Source organism: Armatimonadota bacterium (assembly GCA_016223145.1).
In the GTDB taxonomy this organism is placed as follows: Bacteria; Armatimonadota; Fimbriimonadia; order Fimbriimonadales; family Fimbriimonadaceae; genus Nitrosymbiomonas.
On record JACRPN010000008.1, the window covers coordinates 342178 to 359493 of the forward strand.

Annotated in this window: 18 protein-coding genes; 14 read left to right on the forward strand and 4 right to left on the reverse strand. The window is 60.7% G+C overall.

Features of this window, described 5'->3' with window-relative positions; translation table 11 throughout:
* Positions 1-40: 40 nt before the first annotated feature.
* Positions 41-679 (reverse strand): PEP-CTERM sorting domain-containing protein, encoded by a 639-nt coding sequence (locus HZC36_06710; protein ID MBI5706665.1) that lies wholly within the window; start codon positions 677-679, stop codon positions 41-43.
* Positions 680-838: 159 nt separating this feature from the next.
* Between HZC36_06710 and HZC36_06715 the strand changes: the two genes are divergently transcribed.
* From HZC36_06715 to HZC36_06755, 9 genes are all read left to right on the forward strand, one after another.
* Positions 839-1663, forward strand: coding sequence for a dihydropteroate synthase (locus tag HZC36_06715; protein ID MBI5706666.1), 825 nt, complete (start codon positions 839-841; stop codon positions 1661-1663).
* Positions 1653-2708: a methylenetetrahydrofolate reductase gene (locus HZC36_06720; protein MBI5706667.1), complete on the forward strand. Its 1056-nt coding sequence runs from the start codon at positions 1653-1655 to the stop codon at positions 2706-2708. The genes HZC36_06715 and HZC36_06720 overlap by 11 nt, the downstream gene beginning before the upstream one ends.
* Positions 2709-2737: 29 nt before the next feature.
* Positions 2738-3103: a methylenetetrahydrofolate reductase C-terminal domain-containing protein gene (locus HZC36_06725; GenBank protein MBI5706668.1), complete on the forward strand. Its 366-nt coding sequence runs from the start codon at positions 2738-2740 to the stop codon at positions 3101-3103.
* A 9-nt stretch (positions 3104-3112) separates the two neighbouring features.
* A complete protein-coding gene (locus tag HZC36_06730; GenBank protein ID MBI5706669.1) occupies positions 3113-4468 on the forward strand; it encodes a sugar ABC transporter substrate-binding protein in 1356 nt (451 codons plus the stop codon).
* A 278-nt stretch (positions 4469-4746) separates the two neighbouring features.
* Entirely contained in the window at positions 4747-5631 is an 885-nt protein-coding gene (locus tag HZC36_06735; GenBank protein MBI5706670.1) for a sugar ABC transporter permease, read from the forward strand.
* Between the two features lie 323 nt (positions 5632-5954).
* Positions 5955-6176 (forward strand): hypothetical protein, encoded by a 222-nt coding sequence (locus HZC36_06740; GenBank protein ID MBI5706671.1) that lies wholly within the window; start codon positions 5955-5957, stop codon positions 6174-6176.
* A 50-nt stretch (positions 6177-6226) separates the two neighbouring features.
* Entirely contained in the window at positions 6227-6457 is a 231-nt protein-coding gene (locus HZC36_06745; protein ID MBI5706672.1) for a hypothetical protein, read from the forward strand.
* On the forward strand, positions 6457-6897 hold the full coding sequence (locus tag HZC36_06750) for a type II toxin-antitoxin system VapC family toxin (GenBank protein MBI5706673.1): 441 nt from the start codon (positions 6457-6459) through the stop codon (positions 6895-6897). Before HZC36_06745 ends, HZC36_06750 begins: the two co-directional genes overlap by 1 nt.
* A 9-nt stretch (positions 6898-6906) precedes the next feature.
* Positions 6907-7728, forward strand: a complete 822-nt coding sequence (locus HZC36_06755; protein ID MBI5706674.1) for a carbohydrate ABC transporter permease — start codon at positions 6907-6909, stop codon at positions 7726-7728.
* 9 nt (positions 7729-7737) lie between these two features.
* On the opposite strand, the gene HZC36_06760 is transcribed toward HZC36_06755, so the two are convergent.
* Complete coding sequence (locus HZC36_06760; GenBank protein ID MBI5706675.1) at positions 7738-9633, reverse strand: tetratricopeptide repeat protein; 1896 nt, start codon at positions 9631-9633, stop codon at positions 7738-7740.
* A gap of 256 nt (positions 9634-9889) precedes the next feature.
* Between HZC36_06760 and HZC36_06765 the strand changes: the two genes are divergently transcribed.
* The 3 genes from HZC36_06765 (at position 9890) to HZC36_06775 (ending at position 12093) form a co-directional block, all read left to right on the forward strand.
* Positions 9890-11275, forward strand: coding sequence for a Gfo/Idh/MocA family oxidoreductase (locus HZC36_06765; protein ID MBI5706676.1), 1386 nt, complete (start codon positions 9890-9892; stop codon positions 11273-11275).
* Between the two features lie 64 nt (positions 11276-11339).
* Positions 11340-11525 (forward strand): hypothetical protein, encoded by a 186-nt coding sequence (locus tag HZC36_06770; protein MBI5706677.1) that lies wholly within the window; start codon positions 11340-11342, stop codon positions 11523-11525.
* Positions 11526-11550: 25 nt separating this feature from the next.
* Positions 11551-12093, forward strand: a complete 543-nt coding sequence (locus HZC36_06775; GenBank protein MBI5706678.1) for a hypothetical protein — start codon at positions 11551-11553, stop codon at positions 12091-12093.
* A 289-nt stretch (positions 12094-12382) separates the two neighbouring features.
* Here the strand turns inward: HZC36_06775 and HZC36_06780 are convergent, their stop codons facing one another.
* Positions 12383-13189, reverse strand: a complete 807-nt coding sequence (locus HZC36_06780) for a PEP-CTERM sorting domain-containing protein (GenBank protein ID MBI5706679.1) — start codon at positions 13187-13189, stop codon at positions 12383-12385.
* Between the two features lie 157 nt (positions 13190-13346).
* Entirely contained in the window at positions 13347-15383 is a 2037-nt protein-coding gene (locus HZC36_06785) for an acetoacetate--CoA ligase (protein MBI5706680.1), read from the reverse strand.
* A gap of 163 nt (positions 15384-15546) precedes the next feature.
* Here HZC36_06785 and HZC36_06790 point away from each other — a divergent pair, with 163 nt between their 5' ends.
* Both HZC36_06790 and HZC36_06795 read left to right on the forward strand, forming a co-directional pair.
* Positions 15547-15741, forward strand: a complete 195-nt coding sequence (locus HZC36_06790; GenBank protein MBI5706681.1) for a type II toxin-antitoxin system HicB family antitoxin — start codon at positions 15547-15549, stop codon at positions 15739-15741.
* 309 nt (positions 15742-16050) lie between these two features.
* Positions 16051-17241, forward strand: a complete 1191-nt coding sequence (locus HZC36_06795) for an AAA family ATPase (GenBank protein MBI5706682.1) — start codon at positions 16051-16053, stop codon at positions 17239-17241.
* Positions 17242-17316 lie beyond the last annotated feature (75 nt).

Sequence of the window (17316 nt, forward strand, 5' to 3'; positions counted from 1 at the left end):
AGGCGAGACGCCTGCGCACCATTTGGTGGGCAGCTCTCGATTAATGAGGCCGCTTTCGGAGCAATGCCAATCCGCCAAGACCCAGAGCCGCCAACGTTGCGGGCTCGGGCACCGGCACGGCGTCCACACGGACATTGTCCACGTCTGCGAACACCACTCCGTGGTCGACGGCGCCCTGCGCTCGGACGATGAACTTGTCGTAGTCATCCGTCGGCAGGCTTAGGGAATGGTGCTCAACGGAAAAGGTGCCGGGCGTGTAGGTGTCCGAGTTGACCAGGGTGTTTCCGAGCCACCCTTCCAGCGTGACCGTGTTGCCGCCTTGCTGGAGGAGGAACGTCCAGATGTCCAGTGAGGCTTTCTTGAGCTGGAATCCGGTTCCGGCCATCCCGATGGAGAAGCTCTTCATGCGTCCGAAGGCGACGCCGCTGCCCGGAACATAGCCCCCAAAGCCGAGGACGTTTGGCGTAGAGAACGACCCGCCAAGGTCGCCAGAATTGGCCTGTTCGATGCAGAACACTCCGCCCGAGAGGTCTTGGTCCACGTCGTAGAACTTCACACCACTACTGGTAATCGATGGGCCGAAATCGCCTTCATTCAGTTCATCGAAGGTGGCGAGATAGGTATTGGCCGCCGAAAGCGCCGCCGTTGACAGAAGGCAGAGTGCGAGATACGGTTTCATGTCTGGTCCCGAGGTCGGCCCGGAATCGCGCCGCCCACGATCCAGAGTGGGTCCCCTTTTGCGCCTTGATACAGTTCATTTTTGTCAGGATTGAAAAGCCGGTATCGCCCCCTGGATGGGCCCGCAGAAGGATAGAATGAGGGCAACAAGAGGTGCCCTATCCTAGTCGTTGGCGAGCGCATCAACACCAGTCGAAAGGTCAAGGGCGAGCCGGTCGTCGAGCGGGCCGTCGCAAACCGTGACGCGGCGTTCATCGAGCGTCTCGCCATTTCCCAGATCGACGCCGGCGCCCACTATCTCGACGTCAATTGCGGCACGCTCACCGACTCGGAGCCGGAGGCGTTGCGCTGGCTGGTCGAGACGGTCCAGAGTTGCACACCGTGCCCACTTTGCATCGACAGCCCAAACCCGGACGCCCTTCGCGAGGCCCTGGAGGCCTATGACCCGAGGCATGGGGCGCCGATCGTCAACTCCATCACCGCCGAGCCGGACCGATACCGGCGGCTCATCTCCGTAGTGCTCAGGCATGGCGCGAAGGTCGTGGCGCTAGCTATGGACGATTCGGGCATCCAGGCCGACGGAGCGGTGAGAAGCCTGATCGCCCGCAACCTTGTGGCGCGCCTCGCGGCGGATGGCGTTCCGCTTGCCGACGTATACCTTGACCCTATGACCTTTCCGATCGCCGGCGGCGAGGGGTCGGCGAGGGCTCTTTTGAAGCTGATTGGTGAGGTGAAAGCCGAGTTTCCCGGTGTTCACACCATCGCTGGGCTGAGCAACGTCTCTCACGGCCTGCCGAACCGAAAGCTGGTCAATTGGGCGATGACCGTGCTCGCCATCGGTGCGGGTTTGGACGCCGCGATTCTGGATCCCAATGACCGCACGCTGATGGCGCTGGTAGCGTCAGCCGAAGTACTCACGGACCGCGATGAATACTGCATGGGCTACATCGAGGCGTGCCGGTCAGGGAGGTTCGATGGGGTGTAGCTCGGAGCCCGCTTCGTATGACCGGGTTCCGGGGGCTTCGCCCGAGCAGATCGAGCCCGTCAGCAGGTTGCAGGCGCTCCTGTCCGCCGGGACGTTTGTGGTCTGCGGCGAGATGAGCCCTCCGAAAGGCCCCGACCGAGTGGCCCTACTCAACAAGGTCAAGCACTTTCAGGGCATCGTCGACGCGGTGAACCTGACCGACAATCAGGCGGCCTCAGTGCGGATGAGCTCCTCCCATTGCAGCGTTCTGCTGGCTGAGGCGGGTCTTGAGCCCATCATGCAAGCCACCTGCCGTGACCGCAACCGCTTGGCGCTGCAGTCGGAGATTCTGTCGGCGAATGCTTGCGGGGTTCGCAATCTGCTCTGCCTGAGCGGCGATGATCCCAGCATTGGCGACCATCCTGAGAGCAAGGGCGTGTGGGACCTGGACGCGACGCAGCTTGTGCAGCTCGCTGCGGGGATGGCCGAAGGGCGCTTCATGAACGAACAGCCCATTTCGCCGCCTCCCAAGCTCTTTGTCGGCGCGGCGGCGCACCCCTATGGCGAGCCGTTCGAGATGCGGGTGTGGTCTGTGACGAAGAAGATCGAAGCGGGGGCCAAGTTCTTTCAGACGCAGCCGATTTTCGACATCGGAGGATTTGAGAAATGGATGGATGCTCTGCGCCGAGAGGGCCTGGAGAAAAGGGCGGCGATCATCGCAGGGGTCATGCCGCTGCGCTCGGTAAAGGCGCTCAAGCACATGGCGGAGAAGGTGCCGGGGCTGCGATTTCCTCAGGAACTGGCGCAGAAAATCGAGGCAGCGGACGACCCGGAAGCCGAAGGTGTTCGGATCTGCGTTGAGACGATCCGTCGACTACGACAGATTTCAGGCGTGGCTGGGATCCACATCATGCCGGCCATGAAGGAGTCGCTCACGCCGAGGATCGTCGAGGAGGCCGGTTTGCTTCCTCGGCCGCTCGCTCACAGCCCGAACAGCCCCGAAACGGGCTCGATGGCGAGATCGGCGGTTGCCGCCGTCCGTGTGGCCTCCAGGGGGCTTGTGTGAGCCGGTTGTCCGAGCGTTTTTCAGGATTCATGGAGCGGCACAGGCTGCCGTACCGTCTGTTTTTGATCGCCGAGAACACGGTCAAGAAGCCCATCTTTGGCTGCAAAACCTGTGGGCAGTGCATTTTGAGCTACACCGCCTTCACTTGCCCGATGCGATGCCCCAAGAAGATGCGAAACGGGCCTTGCGGCGGAACCAGGACCGACGGCATGTGCGAAGTGGACCCGTGGCTGCCCTGCGTGTGGCATCTGATCTATGTTCGGTCCAAGAAGCTGGGCCGGGAGCGCAAGCTCCTTCACATCCAGCCGGCACACGACCACCGGCTGGAAGGCACGAGCGCCATTCTGAACGCGATGGCAGGCAGGATTCATGGCACGTCGCTCCGAAAGGAATAGCGAACCACCGTGATTCGATTCCTTACGCTTTGTGCCTTTCTGCTTCTCGTTGCGCGAGCGGCTTGGGTCGCATCACGCCCCAAAGTCGACCCGCCGACGAGCGGGCCAGTGGTCATTGAGCTCAGCGTGTTCGGCATGCCATGGGAGAATGACCTTTACAAGAACATCTACATCCCCGCGTTCGAGCGGCAGAACCCAGGCATTAAGGTGCGGTTCCACCACTTTGAAGACTACGGGAACCGGATCAAGCTCTCGTACGCAGGGGACATCGCGCCGGACGTCATGCGCGAGGGCAGCGACGGAGGGCCGCTGTGGATTCGCCGTGGCATCAACCTGCCGCTCGATGAGTTCATCGATGGGCCGGATGGTATCGACCGCAACGACTTCATCCCGATCCTGTGGGACTACCTTCGGTATGACGGCAAAATCTACGGGATCCCCCAGGACATCAACATCGTGGGTCTGTTCTTCAATAAGGACCTCTTCGACAAGGCCAAGCTGCCCTATCCTGACGCGAGCTGGACCTGGAGCGACCTGAAGGCGGCCGCCGACAAGCTGACGGTGGACTCGGACGGGGATGGGCACCCCGAGGTACTGGGATTCAACTTATCCTGGAACGACTGGGGGTTTCGGCCTTTTCTCTACCAGGCTGGCGGCCGCTTCTGGAGCGAGGACGGAACTCAGACGGTCTATGACAGCCCGGAAGCCGCCAAGGCGCTTAGCTTCATGAAGGGGATGATGCGCAGCTACACGCTGACCCAATCGAGGACCCAGCGAGGGGGCCTTGGGCCGGATAAGTTTTTTGAGCAGGGCAAGGTGGCGATGTACTTCGATGGAAGCTGGATCACACCCTCGATCAAGAAGAACGCGCCGAAGCTTCGGTTCGGCGTGGCCCCGATCCCCAGGGGCGAAAAGCCCATGTCGGTCAGCAGCTCGTGCTTCTGGGGGATTAGCAGCAAGACGCGCCATCCGAAGGAGGCCTGGAAGCTCGTGAAGTTTCTATCGAGCACCGAGGCGCTGGTCAAGTACTGGCAGGTCTTGTGGGTGGCGCCACCCTCGCGATGGTCGTCGTTGAGGTCGGCCGGCTTCAGGAATGTAACGGGCGTCGAGGGGCGCATCCCGGGCGTACCCACCCAGGCCGAGTTCGAGGAGAAGTGCGGCTGGATCAGCCAGGTGCTGGAGAACGGCTGGACGACCATGGAAATGTGCAGCCCGTACATCGACCGCGCGTCGCTTCGGTTGCGCGAGGCGGTGGACCGGGTGCTCTTGGAGGGCGCGGACCCACAGGTGGCGCTACACAATGCCGCGGTGGCCACGAACAAGCAGATCCGGCAGGCGATCGAGGCGGAGGGGTTGCGGAGGTGAGGGATGTGTGAGGATGTGTGAGGGTGAGTGAGGGTGAGTGAGGATGGGATGAAGAGATTAAGAGATGAAGAGATTAAGAGATGAAGGGATGATGGGATTAAGAAATGAAGGGCGATTGGTGAAGGGCGACTTCCTTGGAGTGCGGCGACCTAGCGCCGCTTTGCATGCGAAGAGCGATGGGCGAAGGGCGAAGGGCGGTGCGCGAACAGCGATACGGCGATTCGGGACTTCTGTCTGCACTGCGAACCAGGAACGCGAACTGCCCGGAGGCCCGCTAGGTGCCTAACCCCAAGGCTCAGCTTCAGACCGCCGGGTGGAACTTTGTTTCTCCGGCGCTGCTGATCATGGGCATTTTCGTCGCCATCCCGGCGATCTGGGGGATCCTGCTCGCGTTTACGCACTACGACGGCATGTCCGAAGCCCGGTTCGTCGGGGCTGACAACTTCAAGCGCCTGCTCGACGATCCGCTTATTTGGACCACCCTACTCAACACCTCGATCTACGTGGTCTTCACGCTTCCGGTCGGACTGGCGCTCGGGCTCGGGATCGCTCTGGCGCTTCACCAAAAGTGGTTCACGGGGCGGAGCTTCGTGAGGGGCCTTTACTTCCTCCCGAATGTGACGAGCATGGCGGCGGTGGCGTTCGTGTGGGAGTGGATTTTGAACCCGGAATACGGCCTGGCCAATGCGGCTCTTCGGCAGGCGGGCCTTAAGGGGTCTGGATGGCTGAGCGAACCCAGCCTGGCGATGCCCTCGGTGGCGATGGTCAGCGTGTGGCACGGGCTGGGGTTCGGGGTGCTGATCTATCTGGCCGGTCTCAGGGCGATTCCTGAGGAGGTTCACGAGGCGGCGCGCATCGATGGCGCGAACTCGTGGAAAGCGTTCCGGCACGTCACCTGGCCGTTGCTCACGCCGACCACGATGTTCCTGACGATCATGGGGGTCATCGGCGGCTTTCAGGTGTTCCAGAGCGTATACATCATGACCGGCGGCGGGCCGCTCGACCGCACGCGGGTGTATCTGTATTACCTTTGGCAGACGGCGTTCCAGAACCTGGAGATGGGCTACGCCTCGGCGATGGCGGTGCTGCTGTTTGTGATCGTGCTGCTGTTGACGTTGGCCCAGTGGCGGTTCTTCAATAGGAGAATGAAGCCGTGGCAATGAGGATGGTCTTCGAGGAGATTAGGATTTAGGAGACGATGGCTACAGATCGTGGGGGCAGGACAAGCAGAGGGATAGGTTTTCTGTTGGCCGCGCTTGTCATAAGTCTCGTGGCCTATGGTGAGCACCTTCCGTGGCATTCATTCGCGTTCGCGGCAATGTTCGGGCCAATGGGTGTTTGGTCCCTGATTGAGAGGAGATAGACCGGTGGCATCCGGGGATGGGCCGACGACCGAGTCGTTGGGCGGGGAGCACCTAACCCATGATCGGCCGTGTGCCCGAGGATTTGTGAGGTGATTTGAAGCCGTCCGCCGCATATTGAGACCATGAGAACCGTGACGGTGACCATGCGGGACGAAGTGCTTGAGGCAGCGAAGAAGAACGCCCAGCTCGCAGGAATGCCCGTCGGGCAGTTCTTGGCGAAGGTCATCGAGCAGGCTGTGTCGCCTGCCGGAAAAGGCAAGGTCCAGGATGCCTTTCGAATAGCGGACGAGCTTGGGCTGAAAGGACCACGCACCTGGAAGCGCGAAGATCTATACGATGGCTAAGACCTTTGCTGAGCACAAGAGCGCCATTGAGATGATCGTATACTAATACCATGGACCCGCGGATCATCGAAGGGAACTGGGACGACGTCTCAACCAAGCATGCAAAAGAATTGGCGGGCCATCGCGTCGAGATTCGGGTGCTTGACGAAGTCAAGACGGGCCAGAAGAAGCGGGGCACCTGGGACGACTTTGAGGCCATTGCTCGCGAAATCACGAAAGGGTGGCGCCTCCCTGAGGGCAAGATCTACAGAGCCGAGGACTTCTACGAGAGCCCAGAGTAGTGCGCTATCTCCTCGACACCAACATCTTGTTGCGGCTAGCAGTGGCCGAGGATCCCCTGCATCCCAGAGTCCTCGACACGGTTCGGTCGTTGGAAGCCGACGGACACGAGTTGTGTTGCTCAACACAGGCACTTCGGGAGTTTTGGCACGTTTGTACGAGGCCCAAGTCTGCCAATGGGATAGGAAAAGAGCTTGACGAGGTGGGGCGCATGCTCGACGCGCTCGCTGCCCGCCTTACTGTGCTCTTGGAAGATGAATCGACGTACAGTCACTGGGTTGCTTTGGTCCGAAAACTGGAGGTCAAAGGCGCAGCTTGTCACGACGCTAATCACGTGGCGATAGCGCTCTCTCATAAGGTCCTCACGATCCTCACGCTTGATGTCTCGGATTTCCGGCGATTCTCACTAGTTGGGATCAAGGCTGTCGACCCGTCTGAGTAGGATCTAGCAATGACCCGCGTCACCCGCACTGCCATCTGGATGATCGTCCTTGCCGGGGCGTTGATGATGGCGGTGCCCTTCCTGTGGATGGTGCTCACCTCGCTCAAGACCGACGCCGAGGCGTTCCTGTTTCCACCCAAACCGCTGCCCGCCTCGCCGCAATGGAAGAACTACGCTGACGCCATGAGCATCGCCCCGTTTGGCAGGTTCTTTTTCAACAGCGCCGTCATCAGCATCTGCGTGACTCTGGGGAGCCTTCTCCTGAACAGCCTTGCCGCTTTTGCCTTTGCGAAATACCCGTTCAGAGGCCGCGACGTGCTCTTCATCGCCTTGCTCGCCACCATGATGATCCCGGGCCAGGTGACCATGATCCCCAGCTTTCTCCTGCTCAAGCACCTCGCTTGGCTGGACACCTACACCGGCCTCATCGTGCCCGGGCTCGCGAGCGCGTTCGGCATCTTTTTCCTCCGGCAGTCCATGCTCACGATCCCAGACGACTATTTGGATGCCGCGCGTTTGGACGGTGCTTCGGAGCTCTCTATTTATCGGCGGGTGGCGCTTCCGCTGGTCAAGCCGGCTCTGGCAACGCTTGGAGTCTTCACGTTCCTTGGAGTCTGGAACGACTTCCTTGGGCCGCTCATCGTGGTGAAGAGCGAAGAGATGAAGACCTTGCCGCTAGCGATCTCGGCGCTATCGGCGGGGCATTACGTGATGAGCTGGCCGCTGCTGATGGCTGGGGCGTCCTTCGTCATCGTGCCGGTGCTGATCGTGTACCTCTTGGCGCAAAGGTACTTCATCGAGGGCATCGCGGCGGGCGGTCTGAAGGGGTAGCGACGCACGTCACACCTTCGGCCGATCGATTCCTGCCACGTCTTCGATCGCGCGGCGGCGATTATCTTCGACCATGGCCACAACTGCGGCAAAGCGAGGATCTTCTCGCACGGTGGCGAGGTCCATGTCGTGCACAAGCCAATCGAGGTCTGCGAAGCCCGTTCGGGCTACCTTCTCGAGGCATGCGAGTGTCTCCTCGCGCTTGCCAAGCAAGCTGTAGATACACGCCGCGTTGTAGAGGATCGAAGGGTCATGCGGCCCCAGTGACAAGGCTTGTTCCAGGCACTCCGAAGCGGCCACCGTGTCGCCGAGCACCGTGTGCACGCTCGCCTCAAAGTACGCGGCTCGCGGGTCGTCTGGATGAAGCCTACGGCTTCGCACGAGGATCGGCAGCGTGCGCTCGGCGATCTGCTTTCGGCGGACTTCGTCGCCCATAGCGCGACATGCGACCTGTGCCAGCCCAAGACATTGATAGTCGTCCGATCGGATGTCCGCCGCTCGAAGAAATGCCTCGATCGCCTCTTCGTTCCTGCCCTGGGCAAAGCGACAGCGGGCCAGCACGTACCATGCGTCGTAGGACTGGGGTGCCCTGTCGATGGCGACAATGAAGCGCTTACTCGCCTCCTCAAAGTTCTCAGCTAGAAGGTGCGCCAGTCCGTCGGCGATGGCGGCTTCTGCCGATTCCGGCGCGATCTGAAGCAGTCGGTCAGCAGAGGTCCGGGCGTCGTCATACATGGCGTGGTCGCCCCAGAAGAAGAAGTGATATGCCGCCGACTGGGCAAGCGCTGAATACGCTAGGACGAAGTCAGGATCGAGGGTCACTGCCTCCCGAAAGAGACTCCGGGCGGCCCGCAGGCCAGTGATGCTGAAACGCCAATACTGCTGCATGCCCTGAAGATACAGTTCGTAGGCGTGAATGTTTCGCGTGCCCGACCGCGCGAGCCCCTCCCGCTCCTCGGGGGTGACTGCGATCTCGAGTGAGGAAACAATGGCAGCCGTCAGTTCATCCTGGATGGCAAAGATATCTTCCAACTCACGGTCATAGGTCTCGGACCAGAGGTGTGTGTCGCTGGCCACGTCGACGACCTGCGCCGTGACCCGGATACGGTTACCCACCTTTCTGACGCTGCCCTCGATCACGATACCGACCCCAAGAATCTCGCCCACCTCGCTGAGCGACCGCTCGCGTCCCTTAAAGGCAAATGATGAAGTGCGGGAAACGACCTTGAGCCTTCGGATCTTTGTGAGAGCATTGATGAGTTCATCCGACAGGCCGTCGCAAAAATGCTCGTTTTCGGGATCAGAGCTGAAGTTTGCGAATGGGAGGACGGCGATACTTGTCAGCGCGTCCTGGGACCGGACGGCGCTCGTGGCATCGCTCTTCTCGAAGACCATTTTGTATAGCTCGACGGGCCTCCCGATGTTTTTGAGCGGAGGCGTGCCTATCGGACGAAACGTGAAGCCACGACGACCGCTTACCTGGCGGAACACGTCTTCGGACACGCAGACGCCGCCAGGTTCTGCGAGCTTCTGCAGGCGCGACGCGAGGTTCACTCCATCGCCGAGGATGTCGCCTTCCACGTGCTCGATGTCACCCAAGTGAATCCCAATGCGTACGCTGAAACGTTTTGAGGAATCGGATTCCAACCCGTTTCGGGTTATCACGTCCTGCTGGATAGCCGCCGCGCAAGCCACGGCTTCCAGTGCGCTTGAGAACTCGACGAGGTAGCCGTCGCCCAGCGACTTCACGATTCGACCGAAATGGGCAGCGAACAGTGGCTCGACGATCTCCGCATGGCGACGAAGCAGTTCCAGTGCCGATGGCTCATCTCGCTGCGCCATGGCGCTAAAGCCCACGATGTCTGTGACGACGATCGCCGCAAGCCGGCGTTGATGTTCGGACACGTCAACCCATTGTGACGCACGTCTCTTTCTTGTGGGTTCCCCAAGGCCAAAGCCACTTCGTACGGGCGGCGCCTGCCTCTGTCACACGGTTCGCCGAAGGTCACCGACCTCTCCTTCAAGGGAAGACGTGGTTTTTCCGAGCCTGAGTGCCCTGGCCATTTGGGACGGCAGTTTGATCCTGAGCGTTGGGCCAATGTGGTCCTAAATGGGCACAATCCAGGAGGGTACGACCTCCTGCAGCACGAAGCAAAGCAGTATGAACCAATCCTCTCGCCGCCAATTTCTTGCCTCCGCCTCTGCTCTTGGCGCGGCGAGCCTTGTTCCGAAAGAGCTACTGGCTTTCAATAGGGTCCAGGGCGAGCTTCCCGGACCGAAGAGCTTCGAGTACAAAGCGCTTGTTTCACCGGTAACCGCGATCATCTGCGGATATGGGGGCCGAGGAGGCTATTACGGGAGCATGCAGGCGCAACTGCCGGGCGAGTGGAAGGTCGTGGGTGTTGCCGAGCCGATTGACTATCGCAATGAGGCCGCCGCACGTATCCACAACCTGCCCGACGGCCTTCGGTTTTCCACTTGGGAGCACGTCTTCGATCGGCCCAAGTTCGCCGACGTCGTTGTCATCTCGATGCCGGACAACCTGCACTACAAGCCCACGCTGCGCGCGCTTGAGATGGGTTACGACGTGCTCCTGGAGAAGCCAATCGCACAGACCTGGCGCCAATGCCAGGACATCCTGGAGCTGGCGAACAAGAAGGGCCGCATCGTCGGGGTCTGCCACGTTCTGAGGTATGCACCCTACTTCGTGCAGATGCACGCGGCCATCAGCCAAGGCGTCATCGGCGACGTCGTGAGCATTCAGCACTTGGAGCCCATTCACTACCTGCATTTCGCCCATAGCTTCGTCCGCGGCCCTTGGCACAACTCGCGGGCATCGAATCCGTCGCTCCTGTCCAAGAGCTGCCACGACCTCGACATCATCCGATGGCTGGTAGGGAAGCCCTGCACGCGGGTCTCCTCATTGGGCGGTTTGCGGTGGTTCAGGAAAGAAAACGCGCCAAAGGGCGCGCCCAGGATGTGCCTCGCCGGGTGTCCGCACGAGGCGACATGCATCTATCACGCAGGCCGGGTGTATGTGAAGGAGAAGCTCTGGAGTACCCATCACATCATCTCGCGCGACCGCTCCGATCAAGCGATTCTGGAGCAATTGCGGAAGGTGCATATCGGTCGCTGCGTCTTTCAGGCGGACAACGACGTTGCAGACCACCAGTTGGTGAACATGGAGTTCGCGGGCGGAGCGACCGCCGCCTTCAGCATGGAGGCGATGACCAGCTACGCCGGCCGCCGGACGCGGGTCATGGGAACGAAGGGCGATATCGTGGGCGACGAAAACGTTCTGGATGTGTTTGACTTCGAGAATCGCACCCGGATCCAGTGGGACGTGAACAGACACTACCGCGATCTCTCCGGCCACGGCGGCGGCGACCTGAGGCTCGTACGCGATTTCACGCAAGCTGTCGCCCGGCACGACCCGAATCTGCTCTCCTCCAACCTCGGCGAATCCATGGAGAGCCATTTGATCGGGTTCCAAGCCGAACGGTCGAGGTTGGGAGATGGCCGGGCTTTGCGGGTTGTAAGCGGATAGGGGGCCGCATCGTTGCCGCCGTTCTGCCTTACTCCTTGCGTCGCGCTCAGGCCATAATCCCATCATGCGGCGCACGGACCTCCTGGACACCAAGGAATGGGCTCATCGGCGGATGGTGCTAAGGGCAAGAGCCATGAGTCCAAGCAAGAAAGCTCAGTTGGTGTTCAAGCTCAGTTCCATGGGGGACGACATTCACCGCCTAGCGATGGCCAGGCGCGCCAAAGCTCACGTAAAGCCCAATGAACCCTGAACGCGTTTTTCGGGAGCTATTCGGAGTGCTTGATCGGCTCCAGATTCGGTTTGCCGTGGGCGGCTCCTATGCAAGTGGCGCCCGCGGCGTTCCCCGGCAAACAAACGACATTGACGTCTTGGTGGAGCTATCGCAGCCGCAACGGAATCGGTTCATCGAGGCCATCGAAGTGGAGTTTGAGGTGACGTCCAAGGACGTTGAAATGGCGCTCACTGGACAAGATCCAATGCGTTCGTTTCAACTGTTCCATCGAGAAGAACTGTTCAAGGTAGACGTCTTTTTGGGCCGGTTCCCGGAATTGGCTGAATCCGAAATCGAAAGGGCGAGCCGAATTGAGCTTCTTCCGGGCATTTGGGCGCCTTGCCTGACGCAGGAAGACATCGTGATCGAGAAGCTCCTTTGGTACGAGCTGGGCAACCGGGTAAGCGACCGGCAGTGGAACGACCTGGTGGGGGTCATCGAGGTTCAGGGACCGGACTTCGACCGCGCTTACGTCAGGGACTGGGGAGCCAGGCTGGGGGTATCCGATTTGGTGGAAGAGGCTTTTGCAGAGGCGAAGGAGTTCTAGTTGTGGTGGGTTGGGTTGTTCGATGGAGCATCCTTCGGACGCCCAAAGATGGAATTGGGCAAAGACCTTTGGCGCCTATGCCAGGAGTCAGGGAGCGGAGTGTGAGGCGTAGGTCCGCAGAACCGTCCTAACTCAGCGAGGGGCAACGCCCTGGAACATGGCCTTCCGACGATTTGAGCCCTTGGAGGGCGTCCTATAGCCCCGATTAGCAGCGTGTTCGAAGGGGCAAGGTTGGCCGGCGCATAAGTGATTGCCGGCCAACCGCCATCAGGGTTTTCGACCCTTCGGCCTATCGGCGGCGGCGCAGGACCACGGCCGCGCCCAGGCCAAGGACCGCTAAGGACGCCGGTTCAGGCACCAGTGATTGGTAGCTGATGTCGTCGAACAACATGCCCGCGGCACCCGGAGCTTGGCCTCCGCCCGCGCGTATCAGCAATCGGTCATAGGTGACTGGGTAGGAACCGTAAGCGCCCGCACCGTCGACAAAGAAGTCCTCCCATCCGGTACCCGTGTAAACAAGGGAGCTGTTCATCCAGATGCGCCATACGTCGTTCTGAAGCCCAGGGTTAAAGGTCATGTCGAACTTCATGTCGATGACCGTCCCAGCGTTGACGTTTGTAGCCAGATAGGTCAAATAGAAGTTGGTGCCGTCGTAGTCGTAGGCGTATATGCTCCAACTCGTGTCCAGACCACCCTGGTTTTCCATGCGGATGTAATTGCCTCGTTGGCCGGTACCATTGTCAATGCTGACAGTGATCCCCTCGGTGGAGACTCCTCCCGCGAGTGGCATCCATTTCCAGCTTGCTTCGAAGTACTGGAATGGGCCCGTTTCGCTGACGGCATTGGTGAGTGCGGGCGTGTAGGGCTGGTCTCCGTAGGAGCCCGAGCCCACGGCATTGCTGATGTGCCAGCTTTGACTGCCGCTAATCGCTCCCGTATTGATAACGCCCTGATCCCATCCGGGGTTCGTGATCTGCCATCCGTTGTAGCCGTTGGCGATCGGGCCAGTTGGGTAGGACTCGAAATCAATGAACTGGGCGTCAGCAAGGGACAATGCAGACAGCCCGACAAGCGCAACAAGTGTCACGTACTTCATGTTTTAGCTCCTTTCAATCAAGCAATCCTTTGCCTGCACTCAGGGATAGGATGCTCGGGATTCGGTACCCGGCAAAGTGACTGGGTAAGGCGAATCAATAGGGAATTGTCCTCTCAAGTGTGCAATGTGACTAACCTTACTGCGATGTAAAGTAAGCTCAGTCTCGGAGCCGGCCTTGAGCGATGCTTTGGAACGCGTCAAGCGCCTCCGGATTTGCGATCGCTTCGACGTTCTTCACGGGTCTCCCGTGGATCACCTCGCGCACGGCGAGTTCGACGATCTTCCCGCTGCGCGTGCGCGGGATGTCGGAGACCTGAACGACGATCGCAGGGACGTGGCGGGGCGTCGTGTTCTTCCGAATCTGGCTCTTGATTTTCGCGATGAGGTCCTCCGATAGCGAAACACCTTCGCGCAGGCGCACGAACAGCACGACGCGCTCGTCGCCCTGCCATTGCTGCCCGACCACGAGCGCCTCGACGATCTCATCGAGTTGTTCGACCTGGCGATAGATCTCGGAGGTGCCGATCCTAACGCCCCCGGGGTTTAGCACGGAGTCCGATCTGCCGTGCATGACCACACCGCCATGCCCGGTGATCTCCGCCCAATCGCCGTGGCGCCAAAGCCCTGGGAAATGCTCGAAATAGGCGGCCTGGTATTTCTTGCCGTCCGGGTCGTTCCAGAAGCCTAGCGGCATCGAGGGGAAAGGGCTGCGGCAAACCAGTTCGCCCTTCTCGCCGCGGATCGAGGCGCCTGTCTCCTCCACAACGTCGACGTCCATCCCCAGACCAAGGCACTGAATCTCACCTTTCCAGACCGGCAGTGTTGGGTTGCCGAGCATAAAGCAGCTCACGATGTCGGTACCTCCAGAGATGCTCGCCAGATGGATGTCTCTCTTAATTGCGCGATACACGTACTCGAAGCTCTCCGGTGCGAGGGGCGACCCCGTAGAGGTCATCGTTCGCACTGAAGAAAGGTCATGGGTCTCCATCGGCTTCAGGCCCGCCTTTTCGACCGAAGCGATGTACTTGGCGCTGGTCCCAAAAAGGGTCATGCTCTCGGCATCGGCAAGGCTAAAGAGCACGTTGCCGTCCGGGAAGAACGGCGATCCGTCGTAGAGGATCAGCACGGCTTCGCTCGCGAGCGCCGAGGTCAGCCAATTCCACATCATCCAGCCGCATGTGGTGAAGTAGAACACGCGGTCGCCCTTGCGGATGTCGCAATGAAGCTGGTGCTCTTTGAGATGCTGCAAAAGCGAGCCGCCCGCGCCGTGGACGATACACTTCGGCACGCCCGTGGTGCCAGAGGAATACAGGATATAGAGAGGATGGTTAAACGGGAGTTGGGCGAAACGGATGGGGCGAGGTGTGAAGGTAGAGAGCACTTTCGACCAGATCTCAACGATCCTTGTACTGGCTTCGTGGGACTTGTCGGACGAGTCTGTCAAGTCGGGCGGGCCGCACAAGTCAGACAAGTCAGACATATCGGAAAGGTCGGACTGGACTGAGCCCCCATACTCCACCACCACCACCCGCTCGACCGTCGGCAGTCCGCGCAGCACCTCGGGCAGCTTTTGCATCACGTCGTGGCGCTTGCCGCCATAGAAGTAGCCGTCGCAGACGATCAGGATCTTCGGCTCGATCTGCCCGAACCGGTCCAGGATGCCCTGCACCCCAAAATCCGGCGAACAGGAGGACCACACCGCACCGATGCTCGAAGCGGCCAGCAGGCCGACGACCGCTTCCGGGCCGTTGTGAAGGATCGCGGCGACCCGGTCGCCCTCTTTCATGCCCCACTTCTGAAACGCTTGAACAAGCTGGGACACGTGATCGTAGAGTTGTCGTCGGGTCAGCCGCGACCGCACCTGGCCCTCGCCCCAGAAGTCGATCGCCTCGCGGTCATCCGGGTCCCGGAGCAGGTTCTCGGCGTAGTTGAGCCGCGCGTCGGGGAAGAACCGCGCGCCGGGCATTTGTTCTTCATCGCTGACCGGCACGCCTTTGTCGGTGGAGGCAATCACCTCGCAGAAGTCCCAAACCGCGGACCAAAAGTCGCCCTTGTGCTCGACGGAGTACTTATGGAGGGCGGAGTAGTCCCCGAGCACCTCCCCAGAGCGCCTCTCAAGTTCGCACGTAAATGCAGTGATCCGGGCGTACTCGATGGCTTCCGGCGTGGGCGTCCACAGCGGCGTGTCGGGCATCGTCGGAGAGTATACAAGCTAGCGCTCGGACCTACTCCACCCACTCATCCCACGGCTTCGATGGATCCGGCTCCGAGCCGAACCCCGAGGTGATTTTCTGCATGGCGGGCACCATCTCGAAGGGAGAAGGGTACCTTTAGCCGGTCGTGATACAATGAGTTCGATGCGAAAGCCGTTTACGATCATCTATGAACCGGCAGAGGAGGGCGGATTCACCGCCTATATCCCGGAACTCTCGGGCGCCATCTCCGAGGGTGAGACGGTCGACGAGGCACGGTCCATGGTGCTCGATGCGGCCAAAGAGCTGCTGGCCCATCAAAGGGAAAAAGCGCTTGAATCCGGTCAGGCCCAGTCTTGACACCGCAACGCCTCTGTCAGCCATAATCACGATCCGTCATATGCGACACCTTCTGGCACGATCCTATATGCGATCCTTCGCCGGCCGATAGGCCGAACGATCCCCCCTGCCAGACCCGATTCACTTTTTCACGGGCGTTCTTGCGCCCGAACGACAACTCGATTACGGATTGCGGATTTCGGATTGCGGATTGCTGATTGTGCACGGGTCTCTCGACCTGTGACCTGTGACCTGCGACCTGCGACCCAACAACCCAATCACCCATTGACCCAACACCTGAGCACCTGACCACCTAAACCCTGCATGCACATGGAAAACCTGACCTCGTTCTTCGAGAACGCAATGGCCTTTAACGACCGCACGATGACCTACATGGTTTCGAGGCGGCTTAACGAGCTGTTTCCAGGTCAGGCCGTGGTCGAGAGCTACGAGAGCTTCGACGTGGACGGCTTCGTGAAGTACGGCGCAGGCGAGGCGACGCTCGTCCACCGTATGACGCCTCAGTTCTTCTCGAAGTGGGAAGGCGAAGAGCGGCGGCTGAAGCGAAAATTGCTCACCTCGTGGATCGAGGTGGAGTGGCTGGGCGAGAAGTTCCAGGTGCTCCGCACGCTGCGATCGGAGTGCGGCTGGGTGCACTGGATCGTCGGCCCCGAGGACCAAGTCGAGGCGTTCATGAAGGCCGTGTTCGGCTACACCACCGAGCGCTCGCCTGCGACGCACGTGTACGCGGGCTGGTGGCACGAATCGGAGTCCATGGACCGCGCGATCCGCGATTCGCACTGGCCGGACATGGTCTTGCCCAAGGACCTGCGCAAGGCGATCGAAGACCAGACCGTCGGGTTCTTCCAGGCGAAGGCCGACTACGACCTGCTCGGCGTGCCGTGGAAGCGGGGCTTGCTGCTCGCCGGCCCGCCCGGCAACGGCAAGACGTTCCTGATCCGCGCGATCCTGAACCGGCTGCCCGTGCCCCGGCTCGTGGTCAAGAGCTTCGGCGAGGACCCCGAGGACGTGCAGGAGGTGTTCGACAAGGTGCGCGAGATGGCGCCGTGCGTGCTCGTGCTGGAGGACATCGACTCGCTGATCCGAAAGGAGCTGCTTTCATCCGTGCTGAACGCGCTGGACGGCACCGAGCCGCTCAGCGGCGTGCTGGTGCTGGCGACCACGAACCATCCGGAGCAGCTCGATCCGGCGATCCGAAACCGGCCCTCGCGGTTTGATCGCGTGATCGAGTTCGGTCCTCCCGCCGTGCCCGAGCGGCGCTTGCTGTTGAGGAGGCTCTTCGGCCGTCTGCCGGCGGAGGTCCGCCCGAACGCGCCGGAGCTTGCCGTCTTGGCAAAGGCGACCGACGGGTTCTCGTTCGCCTACCTGAAGGAACTGGCGGTGGCGTCGGCTGCCGAATGGCTAAGGGGCGGAAGATCGGGAAGCCTGTTCGAGGTCGCACGGAACATGGCTCCTCAACTGAGGACGCAGATGACGGCGCAGGTTGCATCGGAGGAGTAGGCCGGCCTTATTGTATGAGGCCGGCCTACCTCCAAGAACGGCGACAAGGCCCTGTTCTGCGACGCGATGCATAAT